Below are 23174 nucleotides of genomic sequence, written 5' to 3' on the forward strand. Positions count from 1 at the left end.
CATCCGGATCCCTGTTATCAGAGCCATTCTGTTACGAGAGTCCACCCTGGAGGAAAATGTTTACCTGATGCGAAATAACGATCTGCCGGCCGGCGTTGCCCTCCCTGGAGGTGCACGTATGACCCTGCAGATGGAGAAGGTAGCCGGTTCGGCATCGAAGGCGACAGGTGGCACGTTCGCTGCCCTGCGGGTGCCGAACTTCCGGCTCTTCCTCGGCGGCCAGATCGTTTCACTCTGCGGGACATGGATGCAGACCATCGCCCTCGGCTGGCTGGTCCTCTCGCTCGGCGCCTCCGGCACGGCGCTCGGCCTGGTCACCGCCGCCCAGTTCCTGCCGGTGCTGTTCTTCGGGCCCTACGGCGGTCTGCTCGCCGACCGGACGGACCGGCGCCGCCTGCTGATCTGCACGCAGGTGGGCTCCGGACTCGCCGCGCTGGCACTGGGCATCCTCGACCTCACCGGTACGGCCCAACTCTGGATGGTCGGGGTGGCCGCCGCGCTCATCGGCCTGTGCAACGCCATTGACAACCCGGCCCGGCAGAGCTTCGTCCAGGAGATGGTCGGGCCGGAGCACCTTCCGAACGCGGTCACCCTGAACTCGGTCGCGATAAACGCGGCGCGCATCGTCGGCCCGGCGATCGCCGGCGTCGTCATCGTGCTCGCGGGCACCGCCGGCTGTTTCCTCATCAACGCGGCCTCCTTCGGCGCGGTCCTGTTCGCCCTGCACCGCATGGACATCTCAGCGCTGTATGATCATCCGCCGATACACCGGGCGCCGGGGCAGCTGCGGGCCGGCTTCGCCTACGTGCGCCGCACGCCGGCGCTGCGCGTACCGTTGGTCATGATGGTGATGATCGGCACGCTGTCCTACGAGTTCCAGGTCGTGCTGCCGCTCCTGGCCCGGGAGACCTTCGGGGGCACCGCGGCCACGTACAGCCTGATGACCTCGGCCATGGGGGCGGGCGCGGTCGTCGGCGGCCTGCTGGTCGCCCGCCGCCGCCGGATCGGGCCCCGAGCGCTGAGCCTGACCGCGATGACCTTCGGTGTCATCCTGCTGCTCGCCGCCGCCGCGCCGACGCTGCCACTCGAGATCGCGACGATGGTGCTGCTGGGCGCGACGAGCGTCGCCTTCATCTCGACCGGGAACGCCACGGTCCAGCTCTCGGCCGACCCGGCGATGCGTGGGCGGGTGATGGCGCTGTGGTCGGTCGCGTTCCTCGGCACAACGCCGGTCGGCGGCCCGATCGCCGGCTGGGTCGCCCAGGCCTTCGGCGCGCGCGCCGGGTTGCTCCTGGCCGCGGGTGCGGCCATCGGCGCGGCGTTGTACGCCTTCGGCTCCCTTCGGGCCACGGCCGTGAAAGGCATGGCCGTGAAAGGCATGGCCATGAAGGGCACGGCCATGAAGGGCACGCGCCCGGACCCGGGTCGGCTCAGTCCGATCCGGCCCCGGGTGCCGCCTCGGCGGGGCTGACGGCCGCCCGGCCGAGGTCGGGGAGCGTGTGCAGCTCATGGGTCTGCCCGCGATGAGCCTGGACCGCGTTGGAATGATAGCTCTCGGCGACAGCAAGGAAGTCGGGCTCGTGGTAACGGCGGCCGTCGACGGTGGGGCCCAGGTACCCCTCCATGATGGCCTCCACATCCTCACCAGTGATCGTCTTGTGGGTCTCCAGCGCGTGGGTGAGGGCCAGGATCTCCCGCCGGTTCGCGGCGAGCACCTCCTCGGTACGGGCATAGAGCTCCCGAAGTTTGCCCTCGACCTGCTCGCCGAACGGCCGGTCGGCGTCGATGGAGGCGTTACCCATCTCCTGTTCCAGCATGGACAGGCGCGAGGCCAGGGTCTCCCCCATCGCCGCCGAGGAGATGAAGTTGGCCACGAGCAGGGTCGCGCTGCGCAGGTCGCCGCCGACACCGACGGTGTTGTCCCCCTCGAAGAACATTCGTTCGCCGACGAGCGAGGCGAGGGAGACCATCACCTGCACCTCGATCTCGGACTTCCACATGAACATGCGGTCCTCGACCGCGACGTGCGCCACGAACCCGCCGACGCCACCGCGGCGTTCGATGGTGGCGAGGTCGATCACCCGCCCACGCTGCATCCGGTAGGCGACGACGGCGTGGCACGCCTCGTGCAGGGCGATGCTGTGCCGTTCCCGGTCGATGTGCTCGTGGTCGTCGGCGAGGCCGTATTCCTTGATCACCCTGGCCCGGAGCATGTCCTGCCAGGTGATGACCTCCCGGCCGTCCTTCACCGCCTGGACCAGGGCCTCGTTGACGGTGTCCTTGATGGTCGCCCCGGTGGCCTCCGGGCTCATGATGGCCAGCCGGTCGATCTGATCCGGCGTGAGCTCGTGGCGCACCTTCGACAGATAGCCCTCGAAAGTGCGGATCCGCCCCTCCTTGCTGGGATAGCCCACCTTGTACTGCCGGTCGATGCGGCCGGGGCGCAGCAGTGCCTCGTCAAGCGACTGCGGCATGTTCGTCGCCATCATGACGAGGATGCGGTATTTGGGCGGTGGCTTGGGCCGCATGCCCAACGTCCGGCGCACCACCCGGTTGAGGAAGCCCCGCGGCTTCTTCAGGCCGGACATCTCGGTGAGCAGCGCCTGCAGGGTGCCGTCGAAACCGCCGCCGCCCCCGCCCATCACGAACTGCTCACGGGTGATCTCCGCGCGGGCCGCCTCGCTCAGGTAGGACAGGCCGTTGCACAGGTCCCCCGGACCGCCCTCGCCCACCGATCCGGGCCGGCCGGCGAACCGGCGCCCGGCGCCGGTCGGGAACGCACTCGCCGAGACCCGTCCCGCCGGGGCCGCGCTCACCGGGACGAATGCGGGCGACCCGGAACGGGCAAACCACGACCGGGCACCGGTTCCGGCCCCGCGGCCGAATCCCCCGGCGAGCTGACCCCGGCTCCCCAGCGTGTCGGCCTCGTCAAAGAAGACGATCACCCCGCCATAACGCAGGGAGAGCTTGCGCAGCTTGCGGAACAGCGATTTCACCTTGAGGATGCCGACCCCGATGAACATCGCTTGGAAGGCACCCGGGTCGACGAACACGAAGGGCTTCCCGGTCTCTCCCGCGACCGCCTCGGCGATGAGGGTCTTGCCGGTGCCCGGTGGCCCCCAGAGCAGGATACCGCCGGGAACATGACCACCCCGGCTCTCGATCTCCTCCGGCCGCTCCAGGTAGAAAACGTTCTCCTTCACCCGGCTGACAACGTGGTCCTGCCCCCACACGTCGGCGAAGCGGGTAGTGATGTCCTCGGGGAAGTAGACGTCGACGCCGCCCTTGGACAGGAACCAGAACATCACGACGAACTGGCCGACGACGAGGGCCATGAGCAGGACGATCTGCAGGACCGCCGGGATGGCCTTCCAGACGGCGCCGGGGACGTTCACCATCGCGTCGAAGACCGAGGTATCGGCCAGGCGGGCGTAGACGAACAGGGCGAGCGCGGCCCCGACGATCCACTTCAGCGCACGGCTGACCCGGTACCGGTTCCAGTCGTTGAGCCGCAGCAACCGACGCTCGGCCTGCCCGAAGACCCGATCGGTCCAGAAGACGTAGTAGCCCGACCACCGTTCGCCCAGGAACATGTGGAGCTGGTGCACCAGTTCCACGCCCAGCAGGGCCAGGACCCACCAGCTGTTCCTGGCCTGGATGCGGATCGAGTCGGCCCACGTCATCAACGGGTTGCCGGACACGTCGGCCGCCACGACGAAGACGAAGACCGCCCCGAGCAGGAGCAGGAACTTCACCCGGTCCCAGAAGGCGAGGGGACGGCGGCGTGGCTTGCCGGCGGTCGCGCTCGCCGGCTTCGCATCCGTGCCACCGGGGTCGGGACCAGCCAGACCGGCGGCATTCGGCTTCGGGTCCCCGCCGTCGGCGGTCCCACCTGCCTGGTCTCTCACGCCCATGACTACTGACCTCGGTCCGTCGGCTCGATCGTGAAGGACTTGGCGACATCGCCGATCTGCTGACCATGCGTGGCGTAACACAGCGACGAACACGCGAGGATCAGCTGGTAGAGCACTCGCTGCCCGTTGTCGAGCAGGCTCGTCTGGTCAATGGTGACCAGCCCGGCCTGGGTCTGCACCTGGTAAACGAGGTGCACCCCGTGCACACCATCCTTCTTGTGCACAACCTCGTCCGCGAGTAGCAGGAAGTTCGGCGTCAGCCGCGCACCGTAGGGGTTCTGCCGCACGGCCTGCTCCTGCGCGGCCACCGCGTCGTCGACGGAGAGGACGAAGTTGCGCAGATCGTTGGTGGAGACCGCGTTGGCCTCCTCCGGGAGCAGGTGGCGAACCTGGACGAACCCCTTCGGCTGCGTTGCGTCCGGCACGAGGAGCCGGGTGTTGTCGAACCGCTGGGCCGCGTCGATGCCGACGACCCATTCCCGCGACATGAGACCGCGCAGCATCTCGGGGCTGACATTGCGGGCGTCGATCCCGAAAAGCGCAGGTCCGGGCATCTCCTGGTGATTCCACCCGGTCGGGACACGCACAAACGCGCCGTCCTTCTTGTTGGTTACGTATTCGTAACTCGGCGAGCCGCAGGCAGCGGCGGCGAGGAACACCGAGACGATTACGCTGAGCAGCAGCAGGGTGCCAGGGGCGGACTTTCGGCGCGGACGTGTCATCCGACGTCGAGCCTCCACGGCGAACCTCCAGCTTCGCGAGGTTGAACACATGGTGCGGCGCCGGGCCATGGTCCTTTGCTTTCCTTCGAAAAGTGTGACTCAGGACGGGGTCGACCTACGCAACCTTCGCCAAAAAGAGAGGAAGTACATACCCTCCGCTGTCGGATGCTCCGGGTGCCCGACGCCACTCCGGCACGCCGAACCCCGATTCGGTGACCGCAGGAGTCAAGGAGATCACAATAAGTCATGATCTTCCTGCGGGGCAACACGAACGCCAACCTGGAGGTGGACGCCGCTGCCCGGGCCTCGGATCGGCGTGTGCGGCATACCCCGATCCCCCCGTGGTCGAACCAACGTCCCCGGGCATACCGCACGCCTCCTCCAGATCGGGCGCCGGATCGGGCGCCGGGCCGGGCGAAACGCCATCCCGGGTGAGGCACCGTGGCCGCACTCGGACGGTGCGGCCACGGTCGGGCCGAACGCGGCATCCCAGGCACACTGTCGGTATGGCGCACTATCGGCATGGTCGTAAGGTTCCCGCGCTTCGTCCCGCGCGGCGGCACCTCATCGGCGGACTGACGGTGGTCGCGGTGTTCGTCCTGGTGGGGCTGGCCGCCTGGAACCCGATCGCGGCCCTGCCAGCACTCGCCGCGATCCTCATACTCGGCGTGATCGACTGGGTCGTCGTGACGGCCTCCCCCACCTCCGGCGACCTGCCCTCCGGACCTGCCGCGTTCACCGGGGACGAACCCGGCTGGGAGGGCGGGATGGACACACCGACGCAGGTGCTGCCGCGACTGACCTTCGGATACGCGCGGGCGTCGGCGCGTGGCGAGGAGTACGCGGAGCCGGACCAGGACGCGGTGCGCACCATGGCGATCGACATGCGCGGCTACCTCGACGAGGCGGGTCCGGGCCGGATGGGCTGAGCGGGTCCGGTCCCCGCCCGCGCCCGCGCCAGGAGGCCGAGCACGGCCGACGTCGCCGCGCGCGCAGCCGCGGCCTCCCGCTCACCATCCGTACCCCCCTCGCCTCCGCCCTCCTCACCGTGGGCACCGCCCGCGTTCCGGCCGGCGGCCAGACCAACCAGGAACGCGGTGAGTGGCGCCGCGGGACGCGCGACCCCGTGGGCGACGTCGCGCGCGAGATCGAGGACGGCGCCCACGTCGATCCGTGCCGCGTCGAGGCCGAGCTCGGCGCAGACGTCCGACACCCACTGCGCCAGGACGTCCCGCTCCAGGAGGTTCTTGTCCCGAACGTTCTTGTCCCGAACGTTGCCGGCACCCGAGCCGACGGCCGCGGCGGGCGGCGGGCGATGACGTCCGGCCTCCGGGGGCGGCGGGCGATGACGTCCGGCCTCCGGGGGCGGCGGATCCGCCGAAGCCCGATGATCGGACCACGACTGGTGATCAGGCTGCTGGTCATCGGCGGAGGTCATAGGCCTATCGTGCCGGGCCGGGCCACGCTCGCCCACCGCGGCCCAGCTGCGGGCCCGCGCCACATCCGCCGGTTCGTCGCAGTCGAGGCAGGTCCGGGCGTGCGCCCGGACCGCGGTCACCGGACGGTCTGCGAACAGGCCGCGCACCGGGCGCCCGATCGGATCGGCGGGTAGCGCCGCCCACAGCGAGGCCGTCCGCCACACCGCGGCCAGAAACTGCCGGCGGCCGTCCGGGTCGACCAGCAGCGCGGCCTGCGCCGCGGGGTCCGCGACCCCGCGGCGCAGCAGCGCGATCTCCCGGCCGGTCAGGAACGGCAGGTCGGCGGCGAGGACGGCGACGAACGGTGTGGTGATCTCGACAAGGCCGGCGGCGATCGCCGCGACCGGTCCCCCGCCGGGCGGATCCTCCCGACACCAGCGCACCCGACCAGGCGGAATCGGATCGACGGCCAGGTCGCGCCGGGGACCGACGATGACCACCCGTTCGGCGTCCAACACCGCGGACAGCACCCGCTCGAGCAGGGTGGAACCGCCGACCATCACCGCCGGCTTGTCCCGGCCGCCGAGCCGGCGCGCCCCACCCCCGGCCAGCACCAGGGCACTCCAACCCGCGGGGACACCGGCATACGACCCGGACCGGGCCACCGTCATCCGCCGATCGCGGACATCGGCCGGTCCGGCTGCCGAAAGGTCGGTTCGTCGATGCCGTGCCCCGCCTTCTTGCCCCGCACGGCCGCCCGCCACAGAGCCGCGAGCCGCTCGTCGTCCGCGCCGGCACGCATGGGGGTCCGCAGATCGCTCTCCCGCCGGGCGAACAGACAGTCACGTACCTGGCCGTCGGCGGTCAGCCGGACCCGGTCACAGGCCGCGCAGAACGGCGCCGACACCGAGGCGATCACCCCCACCCGCCCGGGCCCACCGTTCACCTCGAACAACTCGGCGGGCGCACTGCCGCGGCCCGGCAGCGGCGTGAGGGTGAACTCCGCCCGCAGGCAGGCAAGGATCTCGCCGGCCGTCACCATCGTGTCCCGACGCCACGCGTGCTGCGCATCCAGCGGCATCTGCTCGATGAACCGCAGCTCGTAGCCCTCCCGCAGACACCAGCGCAGTAACCGGGGGGCTTCGTCGTCGTTGACGCCCCGAACGAGGACGCTGTTGACCTTGACCGGGGTGAACCCGCTCGCGGCGGCGGCGGACAGTCCTGCCAGCACGTCACCGAGCCGCTCCCGGCGGGTGATCCGGACGAACCGGTCCGCGTCCAGCGTGTCCAGGGAGACGTTGATCCGGTCCAGACCGGCGGCCCGCAGCGGGCCCGCCAGGCGGGCCAGGATCAGACCGTTCGTGGTGACGGACAGTTCGGGCCGCGGCCGCAGGGCCGCAAGCCGCGCCACCAGCTCCACCAGACCCGGACGCAGCATGGGCTCACCGCCGGTGAGGCGAACCTCGGTCACGCCGAGCCGCCCAACCGCGACGCCAACCAGCCGGACTACCTCGTCGTCGGTCAGCATCCGCTCGCCAGGGAGCCACGCGAGTCCCTCGGCCGGCATGCAATAGGTACACCGGAGGTTGCAGCGGTCCGTCAACGACACCCGCAGGTCCGTCGCGATGCGACCATGGGTGTCGGTGAGGCTCATTCCTCCAGGGTAAGAGCCGTTCGTCTGAGTCGCGGCTCGTCCCGAGTCGGGCCACGCGGCGGCGGACTCACCGGCGGGACGCGATCGGGACGGAGAGGCCACGACGTGGGCAGTCGGACCGTGGCCGCCCCGATCGCCTGCGAGACTACAACTCGTGCGGTTGACGGACGTCCGCGGTCACTGGGCGGCGGTTCGGCCCACGGCACCGCGGCAGGGTCGGCGGGGTCGGCGGGGTCGGCAAGGTCAGAACATCGGTAGGGGAGGGCTCGGCGATGCAGGTCTTCGGGGTTGACGTCGGCGGAAGCGGAATCAAGGGCGCTCCGGTCAACGTCGAGGACGGGTCGCTGGCCGCGCCCAGGTTCCGGCTGGCGACTCCGCAGCCGGCCGAGCCCACCGCGGTGGCCGCGACCGTGGCGGAGGTGGTTGGCCGCTTCGGCTGGTCGGGACCGGTGGGAGCCACCCTGCCCGCAGTGGTCAAGAACGGGGTGGCGCTCACGGCGGCGAACATCGCCCCGTCCTGGATCGGCACCGACGTGGTGTCCCTGTTCGCCGAGGCGCTGGGCGGGTCGGCCGCCGCCACGGGCCCGGTGGACATCACCGTGATGAACGACGCGGACGCGGCGGGCATCGCCGAGATGACCTTCGGCGCCGGACGCGACACCACCGGCCTGGTCGTCGTGACGACGTTCGGAACCGGGATCGGTACCGCGCTGTTCCTCCACGGCCAGCTCGTGCCCAACACCGAACTCGGCCACTTGGAGATCTCCGGGCACGACGCGGAGACCAGGGCGTCCGATGCGGCCCGGGAACGCGAGGGCCTCTCCTGGGAGAAGTGGGCCAAACGGGTGACCAGGTACCTCAACACCATCGAGGCGCTGCTCTGGCCCGACCTCATCATCATCGGTGGTGGGGTGAGCAAGAGAGCGGACAAATACCTCGACCAGCTCGAGGTGCGTACCCGAGTGATCCCCGCGCAACTCCAGAACGAGGCAGGCATCGTCGGCGCCGCCATCTCCGGCCTGGTCGACCAGAACCGGCCCCGACCGGCTGCCCGGCCCGCCCGCCGCCGAGGTCCCGCGACCCGCCCCCCGGGCGGCAGGCGACCATAATCCACCGGTCGCGAGTCCACTCGTCCCGGATCCGGACGTTCCGGGACTGCCCGAACAGGCCCAACACGGTCAGACTGTGCGTGTCGCCCGCCGCCACGCCCGCGACCGACGCCATCGATGGCAGGCTGTCAGCTACCGGGACGCACAGGCCGAAGGCGGGTTGACGCATCATGCTGACATCCGCTCCCATGCGCGTCCGGCGCAACGGTCCGCCCGCCGCGGCACGGCGACAAGCGGTACGGCTTCGACGGAGGAGGAGGCGCCATGCGCGAGCTGCGGGCGGTCGCACTCAGCGAGGACGGCGGCTACCTCGTGCTCACCGACGCGAACGGCAGGACGGACGGCGAGCAGTTCCGGGTGCCCGTGGACGACCGGCTGCGCGCGGCCCTGCGCGGTGTGCGTCGCAGCGAGGTGCGTACCGAGAGCGCGCTCACCCCACGGGAGATCCAGGCCAGGCTGCGCGCCGGGGAGACCGCGGCGGAGGTGGCCAGGGCCGCCGGGATCCCGGTGGAACGGGTGGAGCGCTATGAGGGTCCCGTCCTCGCCGAACGTGCCAGGGTCGTGCAGGAGGCGCGGGCCGCGCTGCTCCCCAAGGATCCGGGGGGCGTGCCGGGACGGCCGTTGGGCGAGGTCGTCGACGCGCGGCTGATGGGAGCCCAGGACAATCCGGCCGCGGCGCAGTGGGACGCGTGGCGCCGCGTCGACGGCATCTGGCTCGTCCAGCTCACCTCGGAAAGCCGCTGCGCCCGCTGGACGTGGGATCCGGTGGTGCGCCGGGTGCGCCCACATGACGACGCGGCCCGCACTCTTGTGGCGCCGGAGACGGCAGAGCAGCCGGCGCCGGTGCCCGCACCGTCATCCGTACCATCATCGTCGGCGGCGCTGCGGGCGGCGGGGCCAGCGCTCACCCTTGTGCACGACCAGGGCATCCCCGCCACCCCGGCCACCCCGGTCCAGCCGATGGTCGCTGCGATGGCGGAATCGGGCCTGCCGCCGGGAACACCGGCCCCGCAGCACGGCCTCCCCGAGCGACAGTACCCTCCGCCCGCGGCCCTGCCCTCCCACCCGGCCGCGTCGTATCCCGGGGATAACGCATATCCCGGGGATAACGCGTATCCCGGGGACACCGCGGGCGGTGGGATCGCGCCCGGGTCGCCCGGGTCGCCCGGGTCGCCCACCCGTCCGGAGACGATCCAGGCGGCCGAACCGCAACCCGTGGTCGCGGACACCCGATCCGCGGACACCCGAGCCGTGACCCCCTGGTCCGTACCTGCCCGGTCCGCAGACCCAGCGGCCCCGGGAGACCCGCGCGCGGTGGAGCGGAAGGCCGCCCGGGCCGAGGAAGCCGAGTCCCTGGATCGTCCCGTCCGGCCCGAACCGATCCGCGGCGAGGTCGCTCGCCGGACGGCCGCGACGGGGCGAGGCGTTCCCGGCAGCCGCCCCAGGGTGGGGTCCGCGTCCGGGACCGGACGATCAGGAGTGCATTCCCGACCGGCCGTCGCGCCGGCCGGTCCGCAGCCCGTGACATCCGCCACGTCTCCCACCGGGGCAGCCGCCAAGCTGCCGGTCCCGGGCTCGGCGCAGGTGCCTCCCGTCGCCGGCGGGGAGCGGGGCGGGACAGCCGCCGCGGCCCCGGCCGGACCGGAGCCGTCGGCCCCAGACGTCGGTACGGCAGCGCGATCCGCTCCCGCCGAACCGGCCGCGCTAGCGGGCACCGATGCCGCCGCAGCCGCCGCGGCCGCCGTGACCTCGGCACCAGCCGCCCGAGCCGCCGGATCCGGCACAGATTCCACGCCCGGGGCGCGCCGCACGGCAGCCCGGCGGGAAGCCCGGCGGGAAGCCCCCGCCAAGGCTCCCTCCGCGCAGACGGAGGATGCGCCGGACGGGACCGACGAGATGACCGTAGACACATCGAGCGCCTCCGCTGCGTCACGGGCACGCCCGAGTAACACCGCCCGTGGGAACGAACGTCCGGCAGGCGGTCGACGCGGACGCAAGTCAGTGCCAGCATGGGACGACATCGTCTTCGGTGCCCGACGTCCCTGATCAGACGACCGGGCGTCCGAGACGGGTACCCGTTCGTGGTATGGAGGACCACGGACACCACGCCGCTCTGGATGCAACGACGCCACGAGAGCCGGCTGTGAGTAAACCGTCACATGGTCAGTTGGAACGTCTGACCGCCTAACACAGTTGGAGTAGATGTGACAGGGACTATCACGAAGCCGACGCTGACCAATCTTGATCGTTGCGACCGGTGCGGTGCCCAGGCCTACGTGCGGGTCGTGCTGCCCGGGGGCGGCGATCTCCTGTTCTGCCGGCACCACGCGAAGTCGCACGACTCGAAGCTGCGTGAGATGGCTGTTGAGTATCACGACGAGACCGACAAACTCAGCGTGTCCTGAACTCGGCCGCCCAGGCACCCTGAAGGGGCACATCACGATCTAGCGATGTGTCCCTTTTGGCGTATCCAGGATCCCTGACCACTTCCCTCGCCGCTGGCCGGCGGCCCATCCGTTACTCCGGGCGGCCTCCGCCGCGATCATCCACTCCGTTCCCGGGTGCCCTTCGGCACCCGGGAACGCCAGGCCATACGGTGGGGGCCGTGTCCGCCGCGGGAAACAAAACACCGGCTCCCGTGGCATCGTCCCCGGTGAGCGGCCGCTGGATGGTGTTGCTGCGCAGGGTGGTCGTCGAGGTGAATCCCGGGCTGCTAACGCGGGCCAGAAACCGTCACGCCGCGACCTGGACCGCCATCCGGCGCAGCACGCTGTTCCACCGGCTGGATCGCCAGCGCCGCCGGCTGCCCCGAGGACCCCTGCGACTGGCCCATCGGACCATCACCAATGCCTGGCGGCACCGGGTCCTGGGGCTTGCGGCCGAGGCGGGATTCTGGCAGCTGCTGTCCCTGCCCCCACTCCTGCTGTCGTTGTTGGGAACGCTCGGCTACGTCGGTGACGCCATCGGAGCCGACGCCCTCGACAGCGCCCGGCAGAGCATCCTTCACGGCGCCGGCGGCCTGCTGACCGAATCGGTGGTCGACGACGCGGTGCGCCCGACCATCGACCAGATCCTCTCCCGTGGCCGACCGGATGTGATCTCCATCGGTTTCGTGCTGTCCCTGTGGACCGGGTCGACCGCGATGGCGACCTTCGTCAACACCATCACCATCGCCTACGGCCAGCGCGAGCTGCGCTCGGCGGTACGCAGCCGGCTCCTGGCGCTGTGGCTGTTTCTCGCCCAAGTGGCCAGCGGGGTCATCCTCCTGCCGGCGCTGGTCCTGGGGCCCGAACTGATCTCGCGGATCTTCGACGCCAGTCGCCATCCCCTCGTCAGTACCCTGATCACACTGCTTTACTGGCCGGTCGTGGGACTCGTGGCCCTGGCGATGCTGACCTCGCTGTACCACCTCTCGCTGCCGGTACGCCGACCCTGGTGGCGGGCGCTGCCCGGAGCGATCCTCGCGCTCGTCTGCTGGCTCGTGGGCAGCGGCGTGCTGCGGTACTACCTGGAGATCGTGTTCAGTCACGAACTGGTCTACGGCTCGCTCGGATCACCGGTGGCGGCGCTGCTGTTCTTCTACATCACCGCGCTGGCCGTGTTGTTGGGCGCGGAGCTCAACGCGGCGCTGGACGAGCAGCCACCGCGCCGCCGGGGCAGCCACTCGGCGCTGAACGCCTTGAGGCCGCCTCAATAGGTGCAGGACACCCCGCCCGCGTCACCCGGGACGGACCTTCCCGCCGCGCTGGTCGGGGACCAGACCACCGGTACCGCGGCGGACACCGGTACCGCGGCGAAGGAGCCACCCCCCGCGCCGGCCGGGAGTGCGCCGGTGGAGCTCCCGTCGGCGACACGACCGCCGAAGGGCTTGAGGAAGGTGCCCAGCTGGGCTGGATCAGGAACTAGGACGCTCTGCCCCCCGCGGGTGCCAGCTGCCGCCGGCACCGTCGTGAACGCGACGCCGCCCGATCCGATCGACTGCATCCGCACCGCGAGAAACCGGAGGTCGGCGAGGGAGGTGGCCTCGTCGAGCGTCAGCGCCGAGGTGGCGGAGTCGACCACCCCGAGCAGCTTCGCCGGGTTGAGCAGGGTGTCCGTCGACGCGATCCGCTGGAAGACGGCACCGAGGAACTGCTGCTGGCGGCGGATGCGGTCGATGTCGCTCTCGGGTAGGCCATACCGCTGCCGGACGAAGGAGAGGGCCTGCGCCCCGTTCAGCGTGTTCTCGCCGACCTGACCGGAAAACCCGGAGTAATGGTCGTGCAGGTTGTCGAAACCCCGTGCCTTCAGCTCGGGGGGAAGCTCCTTGATGCAGACGGTGACCCCGCCGAGGGCGTCCGTCATCCCCTGGAAGCCGATGAAGTCGATCTGAACGTAGTGGTCGACCCGGATCCCGGTGAGGTTCTCGATCGTGGCCACGAGCAGGGACGGCCCGCCGTAGGAGAAGGCGGCGTTCAGCTTGGACCGCTGCGCCGCGTGCTGCGTGCCCGCCGCGTCGGTGTACGCGGGAATCCGCACCCACAGATCCCGGGGGAAGGAGATGAGAGTCGTCGAACCGTCGCCGTCGAGGTGGGCGAGGATGGTCGTGTCCGACCGCTGCCCCTCGACCTGGCCGAACTCGCCGTTGGTCCCCGTCCGAGTGTCCGACCCCACGAGCAGGATGTTCTGCGTTCCGCCCGATGCGGACGCCGGCCGGTCCGCGCTGGCGGAGAAGGCCAGCGGGATGTGATGCACCCTACCGTCGTAGTGCTTCAGCACGGCCCAGCCACCGGTCGCCAGGATCAGGACGAGGGTCGCCAACACCGCGGCCATGGCGGTGAGACCGCGCCGTAAGCCGCCCTGCCCGGGTGCCACGGGACCCTCCGGGGCCGGCCGGTCATACCGGGGCTCGGCCGCCGGGTGATCGATGGGGTACCGGCCGTAGGGATCGGGGTAGGCGCCGGGGGGTACGCGCGGCTCGTCATCATCGTGACCCCGCGGAGCGGGCCGGTGCTCCCGGCGCGGCCACTGCCCGACGGGCCAGTCCTCCTCAGGGGCCCGGCGTGGGTCCCGCGGGTCACGGACGGACCGGCCAGGCCGCTCGCCGTCCCGGCGTCCCGCCGTCGGCCCGTACCGTTCCGGACGATCCGGACGATCCGGAGGCCAGGTCATGGCCGCGTCCTCCTCCCTCATCCACCGGGATGAGATCATCCGCGCCAGTGGCGCCGCCCGGGGTCGGCACCGTCCACCACCGGCGCGAACCCGCCGGACCACCTTGGCACGACGTGGGCGCGGACGGACCGGAACCCTCCCGGACAGTCTTTTCGATGGTGACGGGTGACGGGCGTCATGGCATTCCCGAGGGGTTGTCGGATGTACGACCTCGCAGGCCCCCGGCCGGCCCGCGGACCGTGCGGACTCCGACGGTGCCGCCCGGACCGTCCCGGCCGAGCCGAGCGGCGGCGGACCCCGGCTGACGCCGAGCATCGAGACCGGTCGCGGGCCCGATCCCGATCCTGCGATCCCGACGACAGCCACCGGTATCGGGATGCGCAACAATGATGCCGGTACCCGATGGTGTTCGCGACACGCAGTGCAGTACCCGAATCGAGTGCAGTACCCGAATCGAGCACAGCACCCGAATCGAGCACAGCACCCGAATCGCACGATGCCGGTGGCTATCGGACCGGCATTACGGCACACCGAGGACGTCCGCCCCCGGACCGACTCGATCCGTGCAACGTGGACCCGCCTTCCCCGCCGACCGGCAGATGAGTTAACAGTCCACGACGGAAGGTCACAACCGATCGGATCCCCCAGATCTCCCACAACCGATTGCGTGCCCTCGTTAACTCACCCGAGGTGGGAGGAACAGTCTTCATGGAAGGGTCCGAAGGCGGCGAAGTGGGTAGCGGCGTTCGGGCCCAGGTCGCGACGCGACCGCCCACATCGGCCCGGCATCACCGCGGCGGCGCGATGCACCAAATGCCCGGCGGACCAACGACGAGAAGTCCGGCCAACGCGCCGGGCATGGCGGTGCGCCTCGCGCTACCCGCCGTCCGCAACGGGGCCTACCGTTAACGGTATGAGTGCCCAGTCCCACCAAAGCTCACCTCCACCGACCGGCACGGGGGTGCCCGAGAGCGCGCCGGCCGGGCGTGATCCGAACCTCATCACGACCGACGAGCCGGGCGTTGTCCCCACCGGGGCCAGTGAACCTCCGGCATCGGATGATTCCGTGCGCGAACCCGGACAGGCCAACCACGACGAGGAACCACACGCGGCGTTCCGGCGATTTATGTCGACCGGGTGGGCGCCGATTGACGACGCTGTGCCATCCCGCGATGACTGCGCACCCTACACCACGAAACGTCGCGCCTTGTTGGGTTCGCGGTTCCCGGCGGACGCGCTTGTGGTGCCGAGCGGCGGTCTGCGGGTACGGGCAAACGACACAGATTTTCCGTTCCGTCCCGGAAGTGACTTCTTCTGGCTGACCGGCTGCCATGAACCCGATGCCGTGTTGGTTCTGCTACCCAACGCGGCCGGTGAGCATGATGCGGTGCTCTATGTCGCCGGGCGGTCCGACCGGTCGAGCTCCGCCTTCTACACCGACCGGCGATACGGGGAACTGTGGGTCGGTCCCAGACCGGGGGTTCGGGAGACCACGGCACAGCTGGAGATCGAATGCCGGCCGCTCACGGAGCTCGCGGACGCGCTCGCGCGGTTGGCACCGGGAAACACCCGGGTACTACGCGGAGTCGATCCGGTCGTGGACGGTTCGGTGCTGCGCTGGTCCGGCCGGGGTGGACCAGGAACCGACCGCGATCTGGCCCTCGCACAGGCCCTTTCCGAGCTGCGGCTGCTCAAGGACGACTTCGAGATCGCCCGATTGGACGAGGCGATCGCCGCGACCGTGCGTGGCTTCACCGAGTGCGTGGGAGAAATCGGTCGGGCGATGGACCTGCCCAACGGAGAACGATGGTTGGAGGGGACGTTCTGGCGGCGGGCCCGGGTGGACGGCAACGACGTGGGATACGGTTCCATCGTCGCCTGTGGCCACCACGCCACGACGCTGCACTGGGTCCGCGACGACGGGCCGGTACGCGCCGGTGATCTCGCCCTGCTCGACATGGGGGTCGAGGGACGGTCCCTCTACACGGCCGACGTCACCCGCACGCTTCCGATCAACGGACGGTTCACCGAGGTGCAACGCCAGGTCTATGACGTGGTTCTTCGCGCCCAGCAGGCCGGGATCGACGCGGTCCGGCCGGGAGCGTCCTTCCTGGAGCCGCACCGGGCCGCCATGCGGGTCATCGCCACGGCGCTCGACGACTGGGGGCTCCTGCCGGTCAGTGCGCAGGAGTCGCTGACCGAGGACCCACGCTCCCCGGGAGCGGGCGTCCATCGCCGCTATACCCTGCACTCCACGTCGCACATGCTCGGATTGGACGTGCACGACTGCGCGCAGGCGCGCGACCAGACCTATCGCGACGCGGCGCTGGAACCGGGCATGGTATTGACGGTCGAACCGGGCCTGTACTTCCAGCCGGACGACCTGATGGTTCCGCCGGAACTGCGAGGCATCGGCGTCCGGATAGAAGACGACATCCTGGTCACCAGGGATGGAAGGCGGAACATGTCCGCCGCACTTCCGCGAACCGCGGAAGACGTCGAAAACTGGATGGCCCGGCAGCTGCCGAACTGACGGAACGAACAGATCTGGCGACGGACTGCGTCAGCGGCAACGCCAATAGTTCCTGCCACACCGGCCCGGTCGGTGTGGCAGGAACCTGACCATGCAAAACCTGATCACACGATCTTCGGTCCGCCGGATCGCGCGGCCCGTCGTCCAATACCACGGGCACTACCGCTACAAGGGGTTCCACTGCTCCGGTCCCTACCCCGGAAAAGCAGTCAAGACCAGGATCAGTGGGCCTTGTCGTACGCCTCGACGATGTTGGAAGCGATACGCCCCCGGTCACTCACCGTGTAACCGTTGCTGCGCGCCCACTCACGAATGTCGGCGGTACGGTCGGTTCCGCCGGTACGGCGCGAAGCGGCACGCACACCACGCCGGCCACCCGCCGCCCGACCGCCGGAACGGCGAGCCGCGGTGACGAACGGAGCCAACGACTCACGCAACTTCGTGGCGTTCTTCTCCGACAGGTCGATCTCATACTGCGCACCGTCGAGTCCGAACCGGACGGTCTCGTCGGCCTCTTCTCCACTGAGATCGTCAATCAACGAGACGATGGTCTTCTGGGCCATGCCACTCTCCTTCAGGTCAGCGGACCGCAGAACTCACGCGTCTATTATTACCACGAGAACGCGGGGAACTGTCACGCCTGGTTCGTCGGGCTCGCAGGCTTGGGTCGCCGAAGACGAAGTCAGCGCTCAACGCACGCCGCCCTGGCAGTCGGAGTGCGGAACCCAAAGACAGGGAGCAAGCTCCACATGATAGAGGGATGATCATGTTCTGCGAATCACACCTTCCCAGTCGAAAGGCCGACCGCAAGCGGACAGTTGGGCAGGCGTGGACCGAGCGGCGTCCATGTCCTCCGACCTTGGGACACCGATCGTGTTCGTCTACCGACTCCCGTGGACGATTGCCCGGCAAACGGCGGGCAACAGCCGCCGGCGCCTTTGGGGTGGTGGTGCCGCGAGCGGAACCGACCGGTACGAATGCCAAAGGGGATCGCCGCGCCGGATGAGTACCCCTGATTCCGGCGCCGCCGGTATGAGCCGACCCACGGACGAGTACCCGCGCACGTGGGTGGTAGACGGTGCCAACGTGATTGGCTCCCGGCCCGACGGGTGGTGGCGGGACCGCCCAGGAGCGGCCGGACGGCTGGTCGACGCTATTTCGGCGCGGATCACCCGTCCCGGCACGCACCCGCGGCCATCATCGAGGCCGGAATGGCCTGAGCGGATCGTGGTCGTTCTCGAGGGTGCGGCACGGGCCGGAGTTCCCGAGGGAACCGTACGGCCCGGAAAGATCACACCCGAAAAGGTCCGGCCCGCGGACGTCGCGCCAGAGAAGGGCCGCCACGTTCCAGCGAGGGCGGACCGCGCGGCACCGACCATCGTCGTCGTGCACGCCCCCGGGCACGGCGACGACGCCATCGTGGCGGCGGCGCGCGACGCGGTCGCGCCCGTGGTCGTCATCACCTCGGATCGGCAACTTGCCGGCCGGCTGAGGTCGCTCGGCGCGGGTGTGCGACGGTCGGGATGGTTGTGGGAGCTGCTCGACGAACGATGAACGACGGCCAACCAGCGACGGGTCCGGGGGCAACCGGCGGTCAGCGTCCGTCCGGGTCGCCGGCCGGCCCACGAACGGACGAGCCTCGGAGAGGGAGCACGACGGCCGCCGCGAAAAAATACACCGGCGATACCGGAAAAGGCGCGCTACGACGGGCTGAGGCCGCTTGACGGGGATGGACGGCCCACCGGACCGTACGCGAAACGCCGGGACCGAGCGGTGACTCGGGACCGGATCACGTCGGGACGGTCACCGCACCCCGCCGATCGTGGTCATCCGACCATCGACCGACCCCGTCCGACCATCGACCGACCCCGGTCACGGCCGATCGGCCCCTGAACGGACAAACACCCCGCGGCACAGACTCAGCCCCGCGGCACAGACTCAGCCCCGCGGCACAGACTCAGACCGAGGCGGATACCGGATGCCGGGGAGGCGGTCCAGCGGCAAGCCGGGCGGTGTAGCGACCGGCCGCCACGCCGACCTCCAACGGAATCCCGAAGCAGGAGGACAGCGCCTGCGCGGTGAGGACCTGCGCGACCGGACCGGCCGCAAGCGCCTGGCCGCCGCGCACCAGCAACGCGTGGGTCACCCCGACCGGGATCTCCTCCACGTGGTGGCTGACGAGGACGAGGACAGGAGCGATGGGGTCGGCCGCGAAGCGGGTGAGCCGCCGCATCAACGCCTCCCGCGCACCCAGATCGAGCCCGGAGGCGGGCTCGTCGAGCAGGAGGAGTTCCGGGTCGGTCATGAGGGCCCGGGCAATGAGCACGCGCTTGCGCTCTCCCTCGGAGAGGGTTCCGAACCGACGGTCGACCAGTCCACGGCACCCGAACTGGGTCAGCAGGCCGGCCGCGCGGGTGAGATCGACCTCGTCGTACTCCTCGTCGGCGCGGCCCAGCACGGACCAGCCGGCGGTCACCACCGCGTCGAGTACCCGCTCGTCGGCGGGTGGCGTCTCCACCAGCGCCGGGCTGACGACACCCACCCGGTATCGTAGATCGAGAAGGTTGACCTTGCCGAGACGGGCGCCGAGCAGGTCGACCGTGCCCCTGGTGGGAAACAGCCGGCCCGAGGCCACCTGCAGCAGGGTCGTCTTCCCGGCGCCGTTGGGACCGAGGACCACCCAGCGCTGGCCAGGGAACACCGCCCACGACACGTTCCTGAGCAGGTATGACCCATCTCGCACGACATTGACATTGTCGAGGCGCAGCACCGCGTCCGGCATGCAGCTCACGTTACGCGACACCAGACTTCCTGATGCCGCCGGGACGGCCGGTCCACCCGTATCAGGCCGTCTCGTGCCGTAGCCGGCAGGTCAGCCCGTCACCCGGGCAGCCCCGCCCCGGCCGTCCGGACGGATTCACCCGCCGGACTGAGGTAAATCGGACAGATATAACAGACCACGCAATTGACCCTCTGGCCATGGCGTCAGTCCGGTTCGGGCGGGGTCGTCCCGGTCAGGTCGATCTCGGCCCACACGGCCTTCCCGTCGGGGACCGGACGGACGCCATGCCGAACGGCGAGCTGGGAGACCAGGCCGAGCCCGCGGCCGGCCTCATCCTCGGCCGCGGCGTGGCGCCGCCGCAGCACCCGGCCGCCACCGTCGGCGACCTCGACGACGGCCCGGTCGCCCAGCAGCCGCAGCCGCACCGACAGTGGTGGGCGACCGTGCCGCACCGCGTTGCTCGCCAGCTCCGACAGCACCAGAACGATGGTGTCGACGACTTCCGAGGCCAGCGGCGCGTTCTCCAGCGCGAGCCTGGCCTGAGCCCGCACGGCGCGCAGGCTCGCCGCACCGTCGAAGGTGACGTCCAGGAGGGCCGCCGCGGCCGTCGGTTCAACGGGCAACCGGGCGAACAGAAGCGCGACGTCATCGGCCGCCACCTCGTCGGCCGCCCCGTCGGCCGCCCCGGAACCCACTGGGCCGGGGGCGACGGCGGGACCGAGACCGGCACACGCCGTGGTGACCAGGTCGTCCAGATTCGCGGTGAACCTGTCGCTGGCGCGGGCGAGCGCGGCCGCGAGCTGCGAGACCCCGGCGTCGAGGTCGCGCGCACGTCCCCGGACGAGCCCGTCGGTGAACAGGGCGATCAGATATCCCCGTCCCAGTCGCACCGTGTACTCGGTCACGTCCGACCGGGCCACCCCGAGTGGAGATCCCACCGCCATGTAGAGCCTGGAGACCAACCCGTCCGGCGCGACGACCAGGGGCGGCGGGTGCCCGGCACTCGCCAGCGTCAGCACCCCACTGTCGATCTCAACGACCGCGTAGATGCAGGTGGCGATCTCCTCCCCGGGCAGGTCCGCGACGATGCCGTCCAGCAGCGTCAGCACCTCGGCCGGGGGAAGATCGAGACGGGCGCAGGTGCGGGCCGCCGCGCGCAGCTGCCCCATCACCGCGGTCGCCCGGATCCCTCGGCCCATCACGTTGCCGATCATCAGGGCGACTCGCCCGGCTCCCAGGTCAATCACGTCGAACCAGTCGCTACCGGCGTCGTCATCGACCCCGCCGGGCAGGTAACGGGTGGCCACCTCGAGCCCGGACGGGACGGCGGGTGGAGAACCGCGCAACGCCTCGCGCAGTGCCAGCGCATTGCTGCGCTCGGCGGCCCCCCGATCGATCCGGTCCAGGACGACCCCCACCCGGGCGGCGAGTTCGGTCAGCAAGAGCAGATCCGCTTCGGTGAACGGAGGTCGATCCGCAACGGCGGTCACACTCAGTACGGCGACGACGTGGCCGACCCGTACCACGGGTACGACAGCCATCGTGTGGGCCCCCACCTGGCGGATCCACCGCTCGGCGTCGGCCGGCGGATCCCACTCGCCCGCTGTCAGTGCGACGATCAGCCGTTCGCCCCGGCGGGCGGCCCGGGCGAACGGACTCGCCGGCGACGTCGCCGCGCCGGCCCCCGAGGCGAACGGAGGCACCGTGCCAAGCCCGTCACGGGCCAGGACGACGAGTGGACGCAGCTCGGGCACCGGCTCTGCCGCCCGGTCCCCCGCCGTCTCCTCGGCCCCGGCCTTATCCCCGGCCGCGTCCCCGGCCTTATCCCCGGCCGCGTCCCCGGCCCGGACGGACACCGCGGCAGCGCTCCAGGACGCCGGGACGGGAGCGGGTGTGCCAGTGACGAGCTGGACAACACACAGGTCGGCGACCTCCGAGACGATCAACTCGGCCAGGGAGCGCAGGGCGACGGGAGGCTCCACGGCCGCGGCCACGATCCCGGTAGCTCGCCCCAGCAGCTGAAGGCGTCGATCGGCGAGTGCCAGGGCGGCCTGCGCCTCGCGCGTCGCAGCCAGGGTCCGATGACCGCGCGCGGCGTCGGCGGCGAGCTGTTCGTAGCCGGTGGCCCGTTCCAGGGCCTGCGCGCAGGCGTCGGCGATCGCGATGAGGGACGCCTGATCAGCGGCGGTGAACTCCCGCGCCTGGCGGAACCCGAAGGTCACCACGCCGAAGGGGGCGCCGCCCCCGACGGCCAGCGGCAGCATCGCCCAGGCATGCTCACCCGCCGCGGCGGCGACGTCGGCGACCTCCGGCACCGGCCAGCGGGCGAGCAGCTCGTCGCGGTCGACGAGAAACAGCGCACGACCGCCCCGCATGACCTCCGCCACCGGATGTACCGCCCCCAGCGCCACCTCCGACCAGCGGGCGAGGCCGTCGGCGGGACCCGGCGGGGCGTGGAAGAGCAGCCGGTCGTGCGCCTCGTCCACGAGCGCGACGCCCCGGCCGGCGGCCCCGGCCATCCGCCCCCCGACGTCGAGGACGGTGGCGACGACGTCGTCCACGGTCAGGGTCCGGGCGAGCGCCACGGCCAACGTCGCGGTCTGTTCGGCCCGTTCCGTCGCGATCCGGGCCCGCTGGTCGGCCGTGGCCCGGTCGGCCTCGGCGGCGCGTACCTCGGTGAGGTCGCGGATCACCCCGAGCCACTCGCTGGGCCGGCTGTTCGGCCGGCCGGCCGCCGGCATGGGAACGATGCGGGCCTCGACCACCCGCATGGCGGTGCGGTCGCCTCCGCCACCGGAGATCCGGAACTCGGCCTCGAAGGTCTCACCGTGCTCGATCGCCCCGTGCCAGGCGCGCCCGACCCGCTCCCGGTCGTCGGGGTGGACCACGCCGAGCCAGCCGAACCCGGCCAGCTCCGCCGGATGCCGCCCGGTGAAGGCCCGCAGGCGGGGCAGATCGGCATCGAGTGCCCCGTCGCCTTCGGCGTGGAACACGTCCACCGCGGCGGCGTCCACGAGGCCGAGGTAACGTGCGTCGGCCCGCGCCCGCTCCCCCTCGACCGCCCGCGTCCCGCTGGCGTCGATCGCGACGAACGCCACGCCCACCAGCCCGACCTGAGGGTCGTTCACCGGATACCAGCTGGCGAGCCACGTCTGCGGCGGCCCGGAACCATCGGTGGCGACCATGACCTCCAAGTCCACCACCGGCTCGCCGGTGCGCAGTACCCGTGCCAGCAGAGCGTCGAGTTCCTGGCCGGTGTCGCCGAGGAGCTCGGAGACGGTACGGCCGAGGTGCTCGTGGACCGGCCGGCGGTCGAACCGGGCAAGTGTGTCGTTGACCCGCAGGAACCGCCCGGCCCGGTCGAGCAGGGCGAGACCGACCGGGGCCCACGCGAACAGCGCGTCCAGCATCACGAACGTGGCCGCGGGGTCGGTTCCCGGGGCGTGTCCGGGCAGGGGGAAAGCGGACCGGACACGCCCCGGCAGCCCCGCCGGATCGGACCGGCGCATCCCTGGCGCCTCCGGCGCGCGGCGCGGCTCGGTGCCGTCGATGACGTCCCGCGTGACCGGCTCGGCGGTCACGGCCGAAGCGGCCGGCCGGGCGACCATGGGCCAGCCCTCGGGTAGTCCGGGTAGCTCGGGGTCGGCTCCCCGGTCTTGACCGGGGCCGGTCTCCGGGCCGGGAGCGTGCTTCGGGCCGGGGACCTGGTTCGGGCCGGGATGCGCGCGTGGGGCGGGGTTGGTGTGTGGGGCGGGGTTGGTGTGTGGGCCAGCCGACGGTCCCCCTTGGGATCGGGTGACCGGATTCGGTCCCGGGGAGACATCCCCCTGGCCGGACGGAACAACGCCCGATGACGGGGAGGCGGATCCCGGGGGGCTCACGGAGAAGCGC

Annotated in this window: 16 protein-coding genes; 8 read left to right on the forward strand and 8 right to left on the reverse strand. The window is 71.0% G+C overall.

All coding sequences use genetic code 11. The features are described 5' to 3' along the window. Positions 1 to 118 precede the first annotated feature (118 nt). Complete coding sequence (locus FRANCCI3_RS17595) at positions 119 to 1471, forward strand: MFS transporter (protein WP_011437864.1); 1353 nt, start codon at positions 119 to 121, stop codon at positions 1469 to 1471. Here the strand turns inward: FRANCCI3_RS17595 and FRANCCI3_RS17600 are convergent. Continuing rightward, the gene (locus tag FRANCCI3_RS17600; RefSeq protein WP_011437865.1) at positions 1431 to 3914 is read right to left on the reverse strand and encodes an AAA family ATPase; all 2484 of its coding nucleotides are present in this window, start codon (positions 3912 to 3914) and stop codon (positions 1431 to 1433) included. The two genes, FRANCCI3_RS17595 and FRANCCI3_RS17600, sit on opposite strands and share 41 nt — an antisense overlap. 2 nt (positions 3915 to 3916) lie before the next feature. Next, positions 3917 to 4636, reverse strand: coding sequence for a hypothetical protein (locus FRANCCI3_RS17605; protein WP_011437866.1), 720 nt, complete (start codon positions 4634 to 4636; stop codon positions 3917 to 3919). A 506-nt stretch (positions 4637 to 5142) separates the two neighbouring features. On the opposite strand from FRANCCI3_RS17605, the gene FRANCCI3_RS17610 reads away from it, so the two are divergent. After that, positions 5143 to 5565 carry a hypothetical protein gene (locus FRANCCI3_RS17610; RefSeq protein ID WP_011437867.1) on the forward strand — a complete coding sequence of 141 codons (423 nt, stop codon included), beginning with the start codon at positions 5143 to 5145 and terminating at the stop codon, positions 5563 to 5565. On the opposite strand, the gene FRANCCI3_RS28310 is transcribed toward FRANCCI3_RS17610, so the two are convergent. Together FRANCCI3_RS28310 and moaA are read right to left on the reverse strand one after the other, a co-directional pair. Continuing rightward, complete coding sequence (locus FRANCCI3_RS28310) at positions 5529 to 6725, reverse strand: NTP transferase domain-containing protein (protein ID WP_023840360.1); 1197 nt, start codon at positions 6723 to 6725, stop codon at positions 5529 to 5531. The genes FRANCCI3_RS17610 and FRANCCI3_RS28310 overlap by 37 nt on opposite strands. After that, the gene (gene moaA, locus FRANCCI3_RS17620) at positions 6722 to 7708 is read right to left on the reverse strand and encodes a GTP 3',8-cyclase MoaA (RefSeq protein WP_011437869.1); all 987 of its coding nucleotides are present in this window, start codon (positions 7706 to 7708) and stop codon (positions 6722 to 6724) included. Before moaA ends, FRANCCI3_RS28310 begins: the two co-directional genes overlap by 4 nt. Positions 7709 to 7980: 272 nt before the next feature. Between moaA and ppgK the strand changes: the two genes are divergently transcribed. From ppgK to FRANCCI3_RS17640, 4 genes are all read left to right on the forward strand, one after another. Continuing rightward, positions 7981 to 8817, forward strand: coding sequence for a polyphosphate--glucose phosphotransferase (gene ppgK, locus FRANCCI3_RS17625; protein ID WP_011437870.1), 837 nt, complete (start codon positions 7981 to 7983; stop codon positions 8815 to 8817). Between the two features lie 264 nt (positions 8818 to 9081). Further along, positions 9082 to 10863 (forward strand): septation protein SepH, encoded by a 1782-nt coding sequence (sepH, locus tag FRANCCI3_RS17630; protein ID WP_011437871.1) that lies wholly within the window; start codon positions 9082 to 9084, stop codon positions 10861 to 10863. 158 nt (positions 10864 to 11021) lie between these two features. Continuing rightward, entirely contained in the window at positions 11022 to 11222 is a 201-nt protein-coding gene (locus tag FRANCCI3_RS17635) for a DUF7455 domain-containing protein (RefSeq protein WP_011437872.1), read from the forward strand. A 233-nt stretch (positions 11223 to 11455) separates the two neighbouring features. Further along, positions 11456 to 12514, forward strand: a complete 1059-nt coding sequence (locus FRANCCI3_RS17640) for a YihY/virulence factor BrkB family protein (protein ID WP_235462931.1) — start codon at positions 11456 to 11458, stop codon at positions 12512 to 12514. On the opposite strand, the gene FRANCCI3_RS17645 is transcribed toward FRANCCI3_RS17640, so the two are convergent. Then, on the reverse strand, positions 12508 to 13968 hold the full coding sequence (locus FRANCCI3_RS17645; protein WP_011437874.1) for an LCP family protein: 1461 nt from the start codon (positions 13966 to 13968) through the stop codon (positions 12508 to 12510). The genes FRANCCI3_RS17640 and FRANCCI3_RS17645 overlap by 7 nt on opposite strands. 1126 nt (positions 13969 to 15094) lie before the next feature. On the opposite strand from FRANCCI3_RS17645, the gene FRANCCI3_RS17650 reads away from it, so the two are divergent. Further along, positions 15095 to 16501, forward strand: a complete 1407-nt coding sequence (locus FRANCCI3_RS17650) for an aminopeptidase P family protein (RefSeq protein WP_035731599.1) — start codon at positions 15095 to 15097, stop codon at positions 16499 to 16501. Between the two features lie 221 nt (positions 16502 to 16722). Here the strand turns inward: FRANCCI3_RS17650 and FRANCCI3_RS17655 are convergent, their stop codons facing one another. Next, entirely contained in the window at positions 16723 to 17064 is a 342-nt protein-coding gene (locus tag FRANCCI3_RS17655; protein WP_011437876.1) for a histone-like nucleoid-structuring protein Lsr2, read from the reverse strand. Between the two features lie 664 nt (positions 17065 to 17728). On the opposite strand from FRANCCI3_RS17655, the gene FRANCCI3_RS28315 reads away from it, so the two are divergent. Continuing rightward, entirely contained in the window at positions 17729 to 18055 is a 327-nt protein-coding gene (locus tag FRANCCI3_RS28315) for a hypothetical protein (RefSeq protein ID WP_049760977.1), read from the forward strand. 403 nt (positions 18056 to 18458) lie between these two features. On the opposite strand, the gene FRANCCI3_RS17665 is transcribed toward FRANCCI3_RS28315, so the two are convergent. Continuing rightward, positions 18459 to 19283, reverse strand: coding sequence for an ABC transporter ATP-binding protein (locus tag FRANCCI3_RS17665; RefSeq protein WP_011437878.1), 825 nt, complete (start codon positions 19281 to 19283; stop codon positions 18459 to 18461). Between the two features lie 203 nt (positions 19284 to 19486). Beyond that, on the reverse strand, positions 19487 to 22891 hold the full coding sequence (locus FRANCCI3_RS17670; protein WP_236701452.1) for a SpoIIE family protein phosphatase: 3405 nt from the start codon (positions 22889 to 22891) through the stop codon (positions 19487 to 19489). Positions 22892 to 23174: the final 283 nt, after the last annotated feature.

It is taken from the genome of Frankia casuarinae (genome assembly GCF_000013345.1).
GTDB classification, from domain to species: Bacteria; Actinomycetota; Actinomycetes; order Frankiales; family Frankiaceae; genus Frankia; species Frankia casuarinae.